15 protein-coding genes and 1 pseudogene are annotated in these 15300 nt (G+C 74.2%); 13 read left to right on the forward strand and 3 right to left on the reverse strand.

Features of this window, described 5'->3' with window-relative positions; translation table 11 throughout:
• Nucleotides 1–43: 43 nt before the first annotated feature.
• Entirely contained in the window at nt 44–847 is an 804-nt protein-coding gene (locus ACIA5A_RS30395; RefSeq protein WP_396768136.1) for an HAD family hydrolase, read from the reverse strand.
• A 168-nt stretch (nt 848–1015) separates the two neighbouring features.
• Between ACIA5A_RS30395 and ACIA5A_RS30400 the strand changes: the two genes are divergently transcribed.
• A complete protein-coding gene (locus tag ACIA5A_RS30400; RefSeq protein WP_396768138.1) occupies nt 1016–1276 on the forward strand; it encodes a hypothetical protein in 261 nt (86 codons plus the stop codon).
• Here ACIA5A_RS30400 and ACIA5A_RS30405 read toward each other — a convergent pair.
• The gene (locus ACIA5A_RS30405) at nt 1237–2280 is read right to left on the reverse strand and encodes a helix-turn-helix transcriptional regulator (protein ID WP_396768140.1); all 1044 of its coding nucleotides are present in this window, start codon (nt 2278–2280) and stop codon (nt 1237–1239) included. The genes ACIA5A_RS30400 and ACIA5A_RS30405 overlap by 40 nt on opposite strands.
• Before the next feature lie 44 nt (nt 2281–2324).
• Here ACIA5A_RS30405 and ACIA5A_RS30410 point away from each other — a divergent pair, with 44 nt between their 5' ends.
• Together ACIA5A_RS30410 and ACIA5A_RS30415 are read left to right on the forward strand one after the other, a co-directional pair.
• Nucleotides 2325–2801: a hypothetical protein gene (locus tag ACIA5A_RS30410; RefSeq protein ID WP_396768142.1), complete on the forward strand. Its 477-nt coding sequence runs from the start codon at nt 2325–2327 to the stop codon at nt 2799–2801.
• Nucleotides 2801–3256 carry a hypothetical protein gene (locus ACIA5A_RS30415; protein WP_396768144.1) on the forward strand — a complete coding sequence of 152 codons (456 nt, stop codon included), beginning with the start codon at nt 2801–2803 and terminating at the stop codon, nt 3254–3256. The genes ACIA5A_RS30410 and ACIA5A_RS30415 overlap by 1 nt, the downstream gene beginning before the upstream one ends.
• Here the strand turns inward: ACIA5A_RS30415 and ACIA5A_RS30420 are convergent.
• Nucleotides 3240–3911 carry a TetR/AcrR family transcriptional regulator gene (locus ACIA5A_RS30420; RefSeq protein WP_396768146.1) on the reverse strand — a complete coding sequence of 224 codons (672 nt, stop codon included), beginning with the start codon at nt 3909–3911 and terminating at the stop codon, nt 3240–3242. The genes ACIA5A_RS30415 and ACIA5A_RS30420 overlap by 17 nt on opposite strands.
• A gap of 116 nt (nt 3912–4027) precedes the next feature.
• Here ACIA5A_RS30420 and ACIA5A_RS30425 point away from each other — a divergent pair, with 116 nt between their 5' ends.
• From ACIA5A_RS30425 to ACIA5A_RS30470, 10 genes and pseudogenes are all read left to right on the forward strand, one after another.
• Nucleotides 4028–5527: a flavin-containing monooxygenase gene (locus tag ACIA5A_RS30425; RefSeq protein ID WP_396768148.1), complete on the forward strand. Its 1500-nt coding sequence runs from the start codon at nt 4028–4030 to the stop codon at nt 5525–5527.
• Nucleotides 5520–6512 carry an SDR family NAD(P)-dependent oxidoreductase gene (locus tag ACIA5A_RS30430; RefSeq protein ID WP_396768150.1) on the forward strand — a complete coding sequence of 331 codons (993 nt, stop codon included), beginning with the start codon at nt 5520–5522 and terminating at the stop codon, nt 6510–6512. Before ACIA5A_RS30425 ends, ACIA5A_RS30430 begins: the two co-directional genes overlap by 8 nt.
• Complete coding sequence (locus tag ACIA5A_RS30435) at nt 6509–7351, forward strand: alpha/beta fold hydrolase (RefSeq protein ID WP_396768152.1); 843 nt, start codon at nt 6509–6511, stop codon at nt 7349–7351. The genes ACIA5A_RS30430 and ACIA5A_RS30435 overlap by 4 nt, the downstream gene beginning before the upstream one ends.
• A gap of 178 nt (nt 7352–7529) precedes the next feature.
• The gene (locus tag ACIA5A_RS30440) at nt 7530–8186 is read left to right on the forward strand and encodes a GntR family transcriptional regulator (protein WP_396768154.1); all 657 of its coding nucleotides are present in this window, start codon (nt 7530–7532) and stop codon (nt 8184–8186) included.
• Complete coding sequence (locus tag ACIA5A_RS30445; RefSeq protein ID WP_396768156.1) at nt 8183–9463, forward strand: nitrate/nitrite transporter; 1281 nt, start codon at nt 8183–8185, stop codon at nt 9461–9463. Before ACIA5A_RS30440 ends, ACIA5A_RS30445 begins: the two co-directional genes overlap by 4 nt.
• A gap of 76 nt (nt 9464–9539) precedes the next feature.
• Nucleotides 9540–10628: an S-(hydroxymethyl)mycothiol dehydrogenase gene (locus ACIA5A_RS30450; protein WP_396768158.1), complete on the forward strand. Its 1089-nt coding sequence runs from the start codon at nt 9540–9542 to the stop codon at nt 10626–10628.
• A complete protein-coding gene (locus tag ACIA5A_RS30455; RefSeq protein ID WP_396768160.1) occupies nt 10625–11254 on the forward strand; it encodes an MBL fold metallo-hydrolase in 630 nt (209 codons plus the stop codon). The genes ACIA5A_RS30450 and ACIA5A_RS30455 overlap by 4 nt, the downstream gene beginning before the upstream one ends.
• 400 nt (nt 11255–11654) lie before the next feature.
• Nucleotides 11655–12758: pseudogene (gene rho / locus ACIA5A_RS30460) on the forward strand (transcription termination factor Rho); the annotation flags it as partial.
• Between the two features lie 40 nt (nt 12759–12798).
• A complete protein-coding gene (locus tag ACIA5A_RS30465; RefSeq protein WP_396768162.1) occupies nt 12799–13896 on the forward strand; it encodes a DUF3626 domain-containing protein in 1098 nt (365 codons plus the stop codon).
• Nucleotides 13897–14084: 188 nt separating this feature from the next.
• Nucleotides 14085–14810: a hypothetical protein gene (locus ACIA5A_RS30470; RefSeq protein WP_396768164.1), complete on the forward strand. Its 726-nt coding sequence runs from the start codon at nt 14085–14087 to the stop codon at nt 14808–14810.
• Nucleotides 14811–15300 lie beyond the last annotated feature (490 nt).

Genomic DNA, 15300 nt, shown 5'->3' on the forward strand with positions numbered 1-15300 from the left:
CCCTCAACGCCCTTATCCTCGCCTACGGCGACCGGATCGCCATCTAACAATCTCGATCACACCACAGGCCCAAACACGGAAATCGACACACTCCCCCCGAACTCGGGGCGGCGGGAGGCGAGCTGTAGCGGTCCACGCCGTCCTCGCCCACACGCGGCTCAGGCCAGTGGTGGACGTCGGCAGCGGTCAACCGGTCGAGCTGCCGGACTGCCTCGACCACATCGGGGAAGGCGTCGATGAACGTGGTGACGTAACGGAGCTGGAAGTCCTCAGGCTTTCGTACCCTGCTCTGGAGGCAGCCGACGAAACTCATGCCGGCGCGGCCGGCGGCCACCGCGTCGCCTGGTGAGTCCCCCACGTAGACACACTGCTGAGGCGGTATCCCCGTGGCCGCCAGCAACTCGTCGAAGACGCGCGGATCCGGCTTCCGAAAGCGGGTGTTGCCGGCGTGGTAGATGCCACTGACGCGCCCGGCCAGGATGTGATCCGGCTCCACCATGTGCCGCATCTCGTCTTCGGTTCGGGACGTCAGCAGGAACACCGACCGGCCGGCCAGCACGAACTCGTCCAGCGCGCGCAGGTTCTCCGGCGGAATGACGTCCAGGCGACCGTCGGCGATGTGCCGTTCCAGCGCGCGTCGATGAAGCGCCGAGAACAGCGAGAGGTCGACGCCGGGCGACCTTCTGGGCATGGCGTCCAGGAGGGGTTCACCCCATGTGGACAGATGCACGTCCCGCGGCATCGGCTGCCGGCCCATCTCGGTCAGAACTTCGTTCTCCAGGGCGAGCGAGGCGGCCTGAGTGAGGCACAGGGTGTCGTCGACGTCCACGATCACGGCCCGAATCACCGCCTCAGCCTAGTGACCTGCGCAGGCCGCGTGCCACGAGCCGAGCCGGGCGCTGCTCGCGCACGCCGGTTCTCGTACCGCTGGGGCATGCCGACCCGGTGCCCCTCGACCGGGCGGCGGTCCCCACCGGGCCGCGGCGTCGTCGTACCCGGTGGTTAGGGTACGGACGTGATCGCCGATGAGTCCGACGCCGTGACCGTGACCTTCCTGCGCATCATGCGCGCCGAGCTGCGGGTGGAGCGGCCGGGCGAGGACAGCCTCGGCCGCACCGTCGAGCTGGCCCGGCGGTGGTGGGGCGCCGGCGACGCCGCCGACGCGCAGCTCGCCGACGCCCTGCGCGACCTGCACGGCGAGCCGCGCGACGCGACCGGGCCGCGCGAGGCGACGGCTCAGGAGTCCGATCGCCCCGGACCCGCGCCGCGCTCCTGACCGCCGGCCGCGATCAGGCTGCCGGCTGCCGGCGGCCGGCGGTAGAGCGCCGCGAGCGCGGCGGCGGTCTCGGCCAGCCGGTCGCGGAGCGCGGCGGGGGAGAGGACCTCCACGTCGGCGCCGAGCCGCAGCAGGTCGCCGTGCGCGTGGGTGAGCGACTCGATCGGCAGGACCGCCCACACCCAGCCGTCCGCGTCGGGCGGGCCGGCGGTCGCGTCGGCGGCGGCGACCACCACGTCGCTGCCGACCTCGCGGAGGCGTGCCCGCCCACTCGGGGAGAGCCGCACGGTTGCCTCGTCGCGGTGCAGCCCGGCCCGGAACGCCACCACGTGCGCCCGCCACCACACCGGCAGGTCGAACTCCGGCCGGTCGAACGGCTCGTCCAGCGCGCTGAGGTCGAGGATCTGGTTGACCCGGTAGGTGGCCGGCTCGGTCCGGTCCGGGCGGGCCGCGACCACATACCAGCGGCCACCCTTGAGCACCAGCCCGTACGGTTCCAGCACCCGGGTCACCTCGCCGCGCCAACTGCGGTAGCGGACCCGCACCCGGTGCTCCCGCCACACCGCCTCGGCCGCCGCCGCCAGGTGCGGTGACGGGTCGCCGTCGGAGTACCAGCCCGGCGTGTCCAGGTGGAACCGCTGCTCCAGCCGGGCCGCCCGGTCGGCGAGCGGGGCCGGGAGCGCGGCGCGCAGCTTGAGCTGCACGGCCGCCACGACCGACTGGTAGCCCAGTTCGGCGGCCGGCCCGGGAAGCCCGGCGAAGAGCAGCCGGTCGGCCTCCTCGCCGGTCAGGCCGGTCAACCGGGTCCGCCACCCCTCGACCAGCCGGTAGCCGCCGGCGTGGCCGGCCTCGCCGTAGAGCGGGATGCCGGCGGCGTGCAGCGCCTCGACGTCCCGGTAGACGGTGCGCGTCGACACCTCGAGGCGGGCGGCCAGGTCGGCGGCGGTGAGCCGGCCGTGGGCCTGCAGGAGCAGCAGGATGGACAGGAGTCGACTGGCCCGCATTCCGCTGACACTAGCTGTCAGGGAAGTGGTCCTACCGTCCCGGCATGGCCTTCCACGACAAGGAGTTGACCGTGCCGGGAACCGTCGAGGTCGCCGGCCGGCACGTCAAGCGCTACCACATCGACCAGCCGGAATGCCGCCTCGAACCGGAGGTGGTCGACGCCGCCTACGCGTACCTGCCGGCGCTGCTGCCCGGCCCGGACGGCGGCACCCCGCCGGCGAGCTGGGTGGTGCTGCACCGGGGCGCGGACACCGGGGCGTACCTGCTGGCGTACAGCTGGTTCTTCGACAACGTGGTCGAGTGCCGGATCGCGATCGCCGGGCAGCCGGCGCTGGACTGCCCGGACGACGACCCGGCGCACTTCGTCGACCTGACGCGGCCCGGCGTGGGCTGCGTGTGGGAGCTGGGCGTGCTGGAGCACGAGCGCGCCGCCTGGATCCGGCACCTGCTCGCGCCGGAGCGACCCGACCTGGCCGGCTACCTGGCCGACACCCGCGCCGAGGGGCCGGTGGGACGCTGATGGGCGACTTCGACTTCTTCGTCGGCACCTGGGACGTGACCAACCGGCGGCTGCGCGAGCGCCACGTGGGCAGCGACGACTGGGACGAGTTCCCCGGCGTCAGCGAGGCGCGGTCGTTCTTCGACGGCGCCGGCAGCTTCGACGAGATCCGCTTCCCGACCCGGGGCTTCGCCGGCTCCACCGTGCGCCTGCGCGACCCGGCGACCGGGCTGTGGTCGATCTACTGGATGAACAGCCGGCGTGGGGTGGTGGAGGTGCCGCCGGTGGTGGGCGGCTTCGCCGACGGCGTGGGCACGTTCTTCGCGGACGACTCCGACGAGGGGCGGCCGGTGCGCTGCCGGTTCGTCTGGTCGGCGATCACCGCGACCTCCTGCCGCTGGGAGCAGGCGTTCTCCACCGACGGCGAACGCACCTGGGAGACCAACTGGATCATGGAGTTCAGCCGGGTGGCGTGACCGGGGGCGCGGTGGTGCGGTAGATCGCGGTCAGCCAGACGTCGAGCAGCACGTCGACCACGTCCCGCTCGGCCACCGCCGGCCCGTCGCCGGCGAACGTGGCATACCAGACGCGCTCGTTCATCGAGTTCAGCGCGATGGCGAGGTCCCGGGCGGGCAGCCCGTCCGGGGCCGCGCCGCGGGCGCGTTCCAGCTCGATCGCGGCCTGGACCGCGCGCACCCAGCGTTCCAGCACCTCGGCCCAGAGCCGCCGGACCTCGGCGTTGGTGCCGCGCACCTGGGCGCAGGCCAGCACCACGTCCCGGTGGCCGCCGAAGGTGGCGTGGAACCGGGAGATCAGCTCCCGCCACCGGGCGCGCGGGTCCTCGGCGAGCCGGTCCAGCACGTCGCCGGCGGCGGCGTCGGCCTCCAGGGTGACCCGGTCGAGCAGGGTGAGCAGCACCGCGTCCTTGGACGGGAAGTAGAAGTAGAACGTGGGCCGGGAGATGCCCGCGCCCCGGGCCAGGTCGTCGATGGAGATGTCGCCGAAGGCGCGCTCGCGCAGCAGCCGCTCGGCGGTGGCCAGGATCGCCCCCTCCCGGTCGTCTCCGGTGGAGCGACCGGCCCGCCGCCCGCGCGTCGGCGCGGCGCCGGTCGGCGTACGGGCGGGGCTCATGTCGGCCGATGCTACACCCGCTCGACACCCTGTCGATCGGACTCGACAGGGTGTTGACTGGGGTCGAGGGCGGTGGATAGTGTCCGGTCCACCGCCGGGGGAGAACGGGAGAAGCCATGGCCTCCGAGCACGTCGACGTCCTCATCGTCGGCGCCGGCCTGTCCGGCGTCGGCGCCGCCGTCCACCTGGGACGCGAGTGCCCCGGCAAGACCTACGTGGTGCTGGAGGCGCGGGGCGCGATCGGCGGCACCTGGGACCTGTTCCGCTACCCGGGCGTCCGCTCGGACTCGGACATGTACACGCTCGGCTACTCGTTCAAGCCGTGGACCGACCCGAAGGCCATCGCCGACGGCGAGTCGATCCGCCGCTACGTGCGCGACACCGCCCGGGAATACGGCGTGCAGGAGCACATCCGCTTCCACCACCGGGTGACGCGCGCTGAGTGGGACAGCGCGACCGCCCGTTGGACGGTGCACGCCCACCGCGACGACACCGGCGAGGACACGACGCTTACCTGCGCGTTCCTGTTCACCAACTCCGGCTACTACCGCTACGACGAGGGCTACACGCCCCCGCTGCCCGGCGTCGGGCGCTACGCCGGCACGCTCGTGCACCCACAGCACTGGCCGCAGGGGCTCGACGTCACCGGCCGGCGGGTGGTGGTGATCGGCAGCGGCGCCACCGCGGTCACCCTGGTCCCGGCCATGGCCGACACCGCCGCCCACGTCACCATGCTCCAGCGCTCACCGACGTACGTGATCTCGCTGCCCTCACGCGACGCGTTCGCCGACGCCGCCCGGCGCTGGCTTCCCCCGAAGGCCGCGTACGCGGTCGCCCGGTGGAAGAACGTCGCGCTCGGGGTGGCCAACTTCCAGCTCAGCCGGCGCGCGCCCGGCCTGGTGAAGCGGTTCCTGCGCCGGGCCGCGAAGGGCCGGCTCCCGGTCGGGTACGACGTCGACAGGCACTTCTCGCCCCGCTACGACCCCTGGGACCAGCGGCTGTGCGTGGTGCCCGACGGCGACCTGTTCACCGCGCTGGCCGAGGGGCGCGCGTCGGTGGTGACCGACACCATCGACACGTTCACCGAGCGCGGCATCCGCCTCGCCTCGGGCGACGAGCTGCCGGCCGACGTGGTGGTCACCGCCACCGGCCTCAACCTGCTCGCGCTCGGCGGCATGACGCTGAGCGTCGACGGCGCCGACGTCGACCTGGCCGGCACCATCGCCTACAAGGGCATGATGCTCTCCGGCGTGCCGAACTTCGCCATGACGATCGGCTACACCAACGCCTCCTGGACGTTGAAGGCCGACCTGGTCGCCACGTACGTCTGCCGGTTGCTGCGTCACCTCGACGACACCGGGCAGCAGATCGTCACCCCGGTCGCCCCGGAGACCGACGACCTGGTGCCGATCATCGACCTCCAGTCCGGCTACGTGCTGCGCGCCGTCGACCAACTGCCCAAGCAGGGGCCGCACGCGCCGTGGCGGCTGCACCAGAACTATCCCCGGGACGTACGCCTGATGCGGCACGGGCCGCTCACCGACGGCGTACGGTTCGCCCGGGCCGGCGCGCCCGCCACCGCGGCGGCGGCCACCTCCGGAGGCGGCGATGCGTGACCTCGAGTTCCCCGGCGGTGTCGCGGTGCTCACCGGCGCCGCGAGCGGCATCGGCGCGGCGCTGGCCGACGGCCTGGCCCGGCGCGGCTGCGACCTGGTCCTGGTCGACCGCGACGCCGACGGACTGGCCGCGGTGGTCGAGTCGATCCGGGCCCGGCACCTGCCCCGCGAGATCGACACCTACGTGGTCGACCTGGCCGACGCCGAGGCGACCGACCGGGTCGCCGCCGAGATCCACCGCGCCCACCCGCGGATCCGGCTGCTGGTCAACAACGCCGGCGTCGCCCTGGGCGGCCGGTTCGACCAGGTCACGCTGGACGAGTTCCTCTGGGTCATCGAGATCAACTTCCGGGCGGTGGTGCGGCTGACCCACGCGTTGCTGCCCGCGCTCAAGGCCGAGCCCGGCGCCCACCTGGTCAACGTGTCCAGCCTGTTCGGCCTGATCGCCCCCGCCGGGCAGGCCGCCTACTCGGCCAGCAAGTTCGCCGTGCGCGGGTTCACCGAGGCGTTGCGGCACGAGCTGGTCGACGACGGGATCGGCGTCACCTCGGTGCACCCCGGCGGCATCCGGACCCGGATCGCCGCCCGCGCCCGGGTCGGCAGCGGCGTGCCGCTCGCCGAGTACGAGGCCGGCCGCCGGCAGTTCGAGAAGCTGCTCACCATCGACCCCGCGACCGCCGCCGAGGCGATCCTGAACGGCGCGCGGCGGCGGCGCGGCCGGGTCCTGATCGGCTGGTCGGCGAAGCTGCCCGACCTGCTCGCCCGGATCGCCCCCGCCGGCTACGGCCGGGTGCTGGCGCTGGGCATGCGCCCCCGCCCGGCCCGGGTGCCCGCCCCGCGTCCGGCGTCCGCCGAGTCGGCTCCGCCTGCCGGGTCCGCCGCGCCCGGCGGCTCCGGCCCGGCGGTGGGCGTACCTGGCGAGCCGGGGGTGGGCGCGCGGTCGGACGGCGAGGCGGTCGCGCCGGAGTCCGGACGTCAGGCGTGACCGTCGCGCTGCCGCCGGCCGACGAACGCACCGTGGCCGGGCGGCGTATGCGCTGCCGGATCAGCGGCGACGGGCCACCGGTGGTGCTGCTGCACGGCATCGGCCGGACCCTCGACGACTTCACCGCGCTGCACGCCGCGCTGGCCCGCGACCACCTGGTGCTCGCGGTGGACCTGCCGGGCCACGGCGGCTCCGCGCCGCTGGACAGCCCGCACACGCTGCCCGCGCTGGCCGGCGCGGTGGCCGGGTTCCTGGACGCCGCCGGGGTGACCGGCGCGGCCCACCTGGTCGGCAACTCCCTCGGCGGTGCGGTGGCCATGCGCCTCGCCGCCGACGCGCCGCACCGGGTGGCCGACCTGGCGCTGCTCAACAGCGCCGGCTTCGGCCGGGAGGTGACCGTGGCGCTGCGGCTGCTGGCGGTGCCGCCGCTGGCCCGGCTGCTGCTGCGCCCGCACCCGGCGATCGCCCGCCGTACCGAGCGAGCCATCTTCGTCGACCCCGCCCACGTCACCGACGAGCGGATCGCCACCGCGCTGGCGGTGGCGCGGCAGCCGCACGCGGCGCGGGTGATGCGGGAGCTGGTGCGCGACCTGGGCACCTGGCGCGGGGTACGCCCCCGGTGGCGGGCCGAGCTGCTCGACGCGGTGGCCGCGCTGGCGCTGCCCACGCTGCTGGTCTGGGGCGACCGCGACCTGATCCTGCCCGCCGCGCACCTGGCGTACGCGCGGACCCGGCTGCCGCACGCGCGCGCCCACCTGTTCCGCGACACCGGCCACATGCCGCAGATCGAGCGCACCTCCGAGGTGGAAACCCTGCTGCGCACCCTCTGGTCGACCTGACCCCGAGGCTCCGCGCGTCGATCATGAAGTTGGCGGCGACAATTCGGACCTGAAACGCCGCCAACTTCATGGTCAACTCCCGATCAGGCACCTGATGGGGGAGGCGGGCGTCGTGGTGTGCGCCACGCTCGGGGGTGCCGTGGATGGGCGCCTCCCGGGGTGGGGGCAGCATAGATACATGACGCATCCCAGCCCGGCCAGTATTGCGCCGTCGGCCGCAGAGCGGGCGTACCGGCACCTCAAGCAGGCCGTCCTGGAGCAGGTCTACCCCGGCGGCCAACTGGTCAGCGAGGGCGAGATCGCGGCGGCGACGGGCGTGTCGCGTACCCCGGTCCGGGAGGCGCTGCTGCGGCTGGAGGCCGAGGGGCTGGTGCGGCTCTACCCGAAGCGGGGCGCGCTGATCCGGCCGGTCTCCGCCCGCGAGATCGCCGACGTCGTCGAGGCCCGCCGGCTGGTGGAGCTGCACGCCGCCGAGCGGGTCTGGCCCCGCCGTGCCGCGCTCCGCGTCGAGCTGGCCGGCCGGCTCGACGAGATGCGCCGGGCGCACGCCGCCGGCGACCTCACCGCGCTGATGGCCGCCGACCGGGCCTTCCACGCCGCCGTGGTGGAGGCGGCCGGCAACGAGATCCTGGCCGAGCTGTACCACCGGCTGCGCGACCGGCAGCTCCGCATGGGCGAGGCAAGCTTCCGCCTCTCACCCGGCTGGGCCGCGGTCGCCCTCGCCGAGCACGCCGACCAGCTCGCCGCGCTCGACGGCGACGACCCGGGCGCGTGGCGCGACGCGGTGGCCGGGCACATCGACACCGCCGCCACCATGCTCGGGACGCTGCGGTGAACGCCGGCCGCCGGCCCGCCGCCCTGGTCTACGCGGTGGCCGTCACCGCGTACGTGGCGGCGGTGTTCCACCGCAGCTCCCTCGGCGTGACCGGGGTGGACGCGGCGGACCGCTTCGGCATCGACGCCACCGCCCTGGCCACCTTCTCCGTGGCCCAGCTCGCCGTCTACGCCGCGATGCAGATCCCGGTCGGGGTGCTGCTGGACCGCTACGGCTCGCGCCGGCTGCTGCTGGCCGGCGGCGCGCTGATGGTCGCCGGGCAGCTCGTCTTCGCGGTCGCCGTCGACGTCCGCCTCGCCGTCGCCGCCCGGGTGCTCGTCGGCCTCGGCGACTCGATGACGTTCATCAGCGTGCTGCGGATCGTGGCGTACTGGTTCCCCGGCCGGCGCAACCCGCTGCTCGTGCAGCTCACCGGCACCGTCGGGCAGCTCGGCGCGGTGCTCGGCGCCGTACCCCTGGTGGCGCTGCTGCACCGCGCGGGCTGGACCCCCGCGTTCCTCACCGCGGCGGCGCTCGGCGCCACCGTGCTGCTGCTGGTCCTCGTCGCGGTCCGGGACACCCCGCGCGCCGAGCACGCCGCCGCGCCCACCCCGACCCTGGCGACCGTACGCCGGCAGCTCGCCGACGCCTGGGGCCAGCCCGGCACCCGGCTGGGCCTGTGGACGCACTTCGTCACCCAGTTCTCCGGCGCGGTGTTCGCCCTGCTCTGGGGCTACCCGTTCCTGGTGCAGGGGCAGGGCTTCGCGCCCACCGCCGCGGCCGGGCTGCTCACCCTGATGACCGTGGTGACGCTGGTCTGCGGCCCGGTGGTCGCGCACCTGTGCGCCCGGCACCCGTTCCACCGCTCGGTGGTGGTCTTCACCATCACCGCCGCCACCGCGGCGGTCTGGGCGGTGGTGCTGGCCTGGCCCGGCCGTGCCCCGCACTGGCTGTTGGTGGCGCTGGTGGTGGTGCTCGCGGTCAACGGCCCCGGCTCGGTGATCGGCTTCGACTACGCCCGCACGTTCAACCCGGTGCACCGCATCGGCAGCGCCACCGGCATCGTCAACGTGGGCGGCTTCGTCGCCTCGATCGCGCTCGTCCTCGCCGTCGGCGTGGTGCTGGACCTGGCCACCCCGACCGGGCAGGACGCCCCGCCGCTGTCCGCGTTCCGCTGGGCGTTCGCCGTGCAGTACCTGCTCTGGGCGCTCGGCGCGGTGCAGGTGCTGCGCTACCGCAACGCCGCCCGCCGCCGGTGGGCCGACGACCGGGCCGCCGCGGTGCCGGTGCCGGCCTGACGGGAGTACGCGACCCTGGGCCGGCGGCGATGATCGGCGGTAGGTTCGGCGGGGGACCGAGACGAAGGAGACCATCTTGAGCCAGGAAGTCCGGGGAGTCGTGTCGCGGCGCAAGGGCGCGCCGGTGGAGGTCACCACCATCGTGGTGCCCGACCCGGGGCCGGGTGAGGCGGTGGTCCGCGTCCAGTCCTGCGGCGTCTGCCACACCGACCTGCACTACCGCGAGGGCGGCATCAACGACGACTACCCGTTCCTGCTCGGCCACGAGGCCGCCGGCGTCGTCGAGCAGGTGGGCGACGGCGTCACCGACGTCGCCCCCGGCGACTTCGTGGTGCTCAACTGGCGGGCCGTCTGCGGGCAGTGCCGGGCCTGCCGGCGCGGTCGGCCCTGGTACTGCTTCGCCACCCACAACGCCGCGCAGAAGATGACGCTGACCGACGGCACCGAGCTGACGCCCGCGCTCGGCATCGGCGCGTTCGCCGAGAAGACGCTCGTGCACGCCGGCCAGTGCACCAAGGTCGACCCGTCCGCCCGGCCCGCCGCCGTCGGCCTGCTCGGCTGCGGCGTGATGGCCGGCCTCGGCGCGGCCATGAACACCGGCAACGTGACCCGGGGCGACTCCGTCGCGGTGATCGGCTGCGGCGGGGTCGGCGACGCGGCGGTGGCCGGCGCGGCCCTGGCCGGCGCGACCACGATCGTCGCGGTGGACACCGACTCCCGCAAGCTCGACTGGGCGCGGAAGTTCGGCGCCACCCACACGGTGAACGCCTCCGAGGACGACCCGGTCGAGGCGATCCGCGCCGCCACCGGCGGGTTCGGTGCCGACGTGGTGATCGACGCGGTGGGCCGCCCGGAGACCTGGAAGCAGGCCTTCTACGCGCGCGACCTCGCCGGCACCGTCGTGCTGGTCGGCGTGCCGACCCCGGAGATGACCGTCGACCTGCCGCTGCTCGACGTGTTCGGCCGCGGCGGCGCGCTCAGGTCGAGCTGGTACGGCGACTGCCTGCCCAGCCGCGACTTCCCGATGCTCACCGAGCTGTACCGGCAGGGCCGCCTCGACCTGGACGCCTTCGTCACCGAGGAGATCGCCCTGGACCAGGTCGAGGAGGCGTTCACCCGGATGCACCACGGCGACGTGCTGCGCTCGGTGGTGGTCTTCCCGTGACCGCCCGGGTGGACCACGCCGTCACCTCCGGCACGTTCTCGCTGGACGGGCAGACGTTCGACGTGGACAACAACGTCTGGGTGATCGGCGACGACGACGAGTGCGTGGTGGTGGACGCGCCGCACGACGTGGCCGCCATCCGGGCGGTCGTCGGCGACCGCCGGGTGCTGGCGATCCTGGCCACCCACGCCCACGACGACCACGTCCGGGTCGCCCCCGAGCTGGCCCGGGCCACCGGCGCGCCGGTGCTGCTGCACCCGGCCGACCGGGTGCTGTGGGACCAGGTCCATCCGGACACGCCGCCGGACGGCGACCTCACCGACGGGCAGACCGTCACCGTCGGCGGCGCCACGCTGCGGGTCCTGCACACGCCCGGGCACAGCCCGGGAGCGTGCAGCCTGTACGCGCCGGAGCTGGAAGCGGTCTTCACCGGCGACACGCTCTTCGCCGGCGGACCGGGCGCGACCGGCCGCTCCTACAGTGACTTCGGCACCATCGTCGAGTCGATCCGCACCAAGCTGCTCACCCTGCCGCCGGAGACGGTGGCGCACACCGGGCACGGCGACGACACCAGCATCGGCGCGGAGGCCCCGCACCTCGACGAGTGGATCGCCCGGGGCCACTGAGCATCGGTCCGGTCCGGGGGCGGGCCGGCGCATGTGCGGCCGGATCGTGGTGCCGGCCGCGCCGGCGTGCGCCCGGACCGGGTCGCACAGGGCGGGCACGATGACCAGCCCCCGCACCCGCCGACACCGTCGTGGCCCGGGGCGAGCCGGCGGTCGTCGGGGATCCAGCAGTGCCGTGATCGCTTGCCGGCACCGCCGGGAAGGGGTTAGCCTGCCTGTGGAACCGGATGCCGGCGCCAGGCGCCGCCCGGATTCCGTTCTCTCCCGTGTGACCGGTCCTCGACCGTCGTCCCCGTCGCAGCTACCACCCGTCGGGCGGTCCCTGCCACGGTCCCTCCCCGTGTCGGCGGTGTTCACCGACGCCGCCTGAGAAAGGCAACCCATGACCCACGCATCCCGCCCGGTCAGCGGTGTCCTCGACACCGCAGGCGGGCAGTTCCCGCTCCGGGTGGACGGCTACCTGCCGTCCCCCGCCGACGTCCACCTCACCGCCGGCCAGGTGCGCCGCTACGGCCTGCGCCGCGGTGACCTGGTCACCGGCGAGGTCGCCGGGGATTCCCGGCCCGGTCGACCGGCGCCGCTGACCCGGCTCGACACCGTCAACGGCCTCACCCCCGAGCAGGTCCGGGGCCGCCCCGACTTCTACCAGCTCACCCCGGTCCATCCGCGGGAGCGTCTGCGGCTGGAGACCGAGCCGCACATCCTGACCACGCGGGTGATCGACCTGGTGATGCCGATCGGCAAGGGCCAGCGTGCCCTGGTCGTGTCGCCGCCGAAGGCCGGCAAGACGATGGTGCTGCAGGCGATCGCGAACGCGATCACCCGCAACAACCCGGAGTGCCACCTGATGGTGGTGCTCGTCGACGAGCGGCCCGAAGAGGTCACCGACATGCAGCGGTCGATCAAGGGCGAGGTCGTCGCGGCCACGTTCGACCGTCCGCCGCAGGACCACACCACGATCGCCGAGCTGGCGATCGAGCGGGCCAAGCGCCTGGTCGAGCTGGGTCACGACGTGGTCGTGCTGCTCGACTCGCTGACCCGGCTCGGCCGGGCCTACAACCTGACCGTCCGCTCCGCCGGGCGTACGCTCTCCGGCGGCGTGGACGTGGCCGCGTTGACCCCGCCCAAGCAGTTGCTCGCGGCGGCCCGCGCCACCGAGGAGGCCGGTTCGCTGACCATGCTGGCGTCGGCCCTGGTGGAGACCGGGTCCGCCGCCGACACGCTCATCTTCGAGGAGTTCAAGAGCACCGGCAACGCGGAGCTGAGGCTGGACCGGGCGCTCGCCGACCGGCGTACCTTCCCGGCCGTGGACGTGCGGGCCTCCGGCACCCGGCGGGAGGAGGCGCTGCTGTCGGACACCGAGCGGCAACGCCTGCGGGCGTTGCGCTCCGCGCTGTCCACGCTCGACCGGCAGGCCGCCCTCGACCAGTTGCTGCGCCACCTCGCCGCGACCGGCGGCAACGCGCACCTGCTGGCCCGCCTCGGCGCGGCCGGCCACCGGTAACCGCCTGGTCCACCCGCGCCGGATCGGTGATACTCGCCCGATGTCCGGACCGACGCTGACCGCCGCGCAGTCGGCCGCGCTGCGGCACGTGCGCGACGTCGCCCTGCGGGACCGACCGGAGGCCCTCGCCGTGATCGCCGGCCACCTCGCCGGGTCCGGCACCGACATCAGGTACGAGGACGTGGTCGCGACCGTGACCGGCCACGGCCGGCTGACCCTCAACTTCCACCCGGACCGGTTGCTGCGGGACGGCCGCACCGTGATTGAGGCGCTCGACGCCGAGGGCGTCTACCGCAGCCAGTTCACCACAGGCATCTCCAACGGCGGGCTGACCGCGTTTCCCGGCGGCGACCGCGACGTCTGGGAGATGGCGATGTTCGGCGGCGCGTACCAGCGTCCGGGCGTGCGTCCCGCCGAGCGCCCGACGTACGGCGGCCTCAACCTGCTCGACCATCCCGACGGGGCGTGCCCCCGCTTCGGCTCCTGCCACCTGCGGCTGCGCCCGGAGGTGCTGAGCCGGACCACGTTCACCTTCGGTGACAGCCACCTCGGCCCGACCGACGTCGGCACCGTCGCCGTGTTCGAACCGGTCCTCGCCGCGCTGCTGGACGCCACCGCCGGCACCGGCACCAGCCTGGGCGTGTCCGGGATGGACACCGCCGCCCTGCTGCGGACGCTGCTGTCCGGCCGGGAACGGGCGTCCGCGCGGGCCGGCCGGGCGCTGGACGACTACATCGAGGCGCAGGCGCACGGCGAGGTGAGGCTCGACCGAGACGTCGAGGCGGTGGTGGCCGATCCGTCGTTCCGCGACACGGACGTGGGACGGCGCCTCGCCGCGACGGCCGACCGGCACGGCTTCGCGCTGGACTGGCACGCCGGCTTCGAGCTGCCCGTGGACGCCGTCGACGCCGACTTCCGCGGCCCGGCCATCCCGCCGCTGGCCGCCCGCGTGCACGCCGACTTCTCCCGACCGGGGGAGCCGTTGCACGCCGAGCTGATCGGTCGCGCCGCCGCCTCCCTGGTACGCGAGCCGCAGCGGTGGGCCGACCGCGGCCCGGCGGAGGTCACCCGGCAGCACCTCAAGCAGCTCTGGCACGTCCTGGTGTGGTTCGGCGAACCGTCCCGTTCCGCCCGCTGAGCGACCCGTCGCCCGGTACCCGGGGTGACCCGGACCGCAGCTCGTGCCGCGCCTGACATATCCGGAATGACCGACAGGCCGAGCTGGTTGTGTCCCCCGTACCGCCGGCACCGAAACCCCGGTCGCCGGCCGACCCCCGAGGGGCGCTCACCCCGGAGCGCGTCGTAACGATCGAAAGGGCAACCATCGTGAAGCAGCACGTCACCCGGTGGCTCCCCGCCGTCGCGAAGACCGCCTACGCGAAGACCACCACCGTCGCCCAGAACCGCCGCGCCGCGCTCACCGTCGCCGGCGTGGCCGCCCTGGGCGGGCTGGCCTTCGCCCCCACCGCAGTCGCCGCCCCGGTGACCAGCGGACCGCACGCCGGCGCCGTGGCCGCCATCGACCTCGCCACCGGCAAGAAGACCGCCACCGAGGCGGCCAAGTCCGGCCTGACCACCGGCAGCGACAAGGTGCCGGCCAAGGCCGACCGGCCGGCCCGGGACAAGCTCATGCCGCACGGCGTCGAGGGCGCGCAGTCGCGCATTCCGCTCGACGACGCGCAGCTCGACAACGCCAAGGCCATCGTCGAGGCGGCCAAGCAGACCGGTGTGGGGGAGCGGGGCGCGGTGATCGGCGTCGCCACCTCCCTGCAGGAGTCGAAGCTCTACAACCTGGGTCACCTCGGCGCGTACAACGACCACGACTCGGAGGGCCTGTTCCAGCAGCGCCCGTCGTCCGGTTGGGGCACGTCCGAGCAGATCACCGACCCGGACTACGCCAGCAAGGCGTTCTTCGGCGCGCTGAAGAACGTCGGCGGCTGGCGGGACCTGCCGCTGACCAGCGCGGCGCAGACGGTCCAGGTGTCCGCCTACCCGTACGCCTACGCGCAGTGGGAGGAGCAGGCGGCGGACATCGTCCAGCAGCTCTGGTGACCCGTCACCCGTGACCGGCCGGCCCCGCTCCACGGGGCCGGCCGTTCCGCTCGCCACGGGCCGCGAGTCGCGCTGCTGGCACACCATTGGCGTATGGGAGGGCTGGATGCACCCATGGTGTGCCAGTGACGCCTCGGTGGGCTGGTGGGTGGAATGTCATGGGTGTCTGCGGGGGCGTGAGACACCCACAGTGTTCCAGTGACACCTCGGTGGGCCGTCGGTGGAACGCTGCGGGTGTCTGGGAGGGCGTGAGACACCCATGGTGTTCCAGTGACGCGTCGGTGGGCTGGTGGGTGGAACGTCATGGCTGTGTCCGGGGCCGGGATGCACCCGTGGTGTTAGTCGGCGGGCCGGGCCGGGCGGGGTGGTCCGGTGGTATCTGCCCGGATGGGTGCGGTGTCCGGTTCGGGGGTGGTGGGCGGCACCCTGGGGGCGGAATCGTCGGCGGGGGCGGGGCGTTGTAACCCGGTGAACGACCGAGGAAGACGAA

The sequence above is a fragment of the Micromonospora sp. NPDC051300 genome, assembly GCF_044455315.1.
GTDB lineage: Bacteria > Actinomycetota > Actinomycetes > Mycobacteriales > Micromonosporaceae > Micromonospora > Micromonospora robiginosa.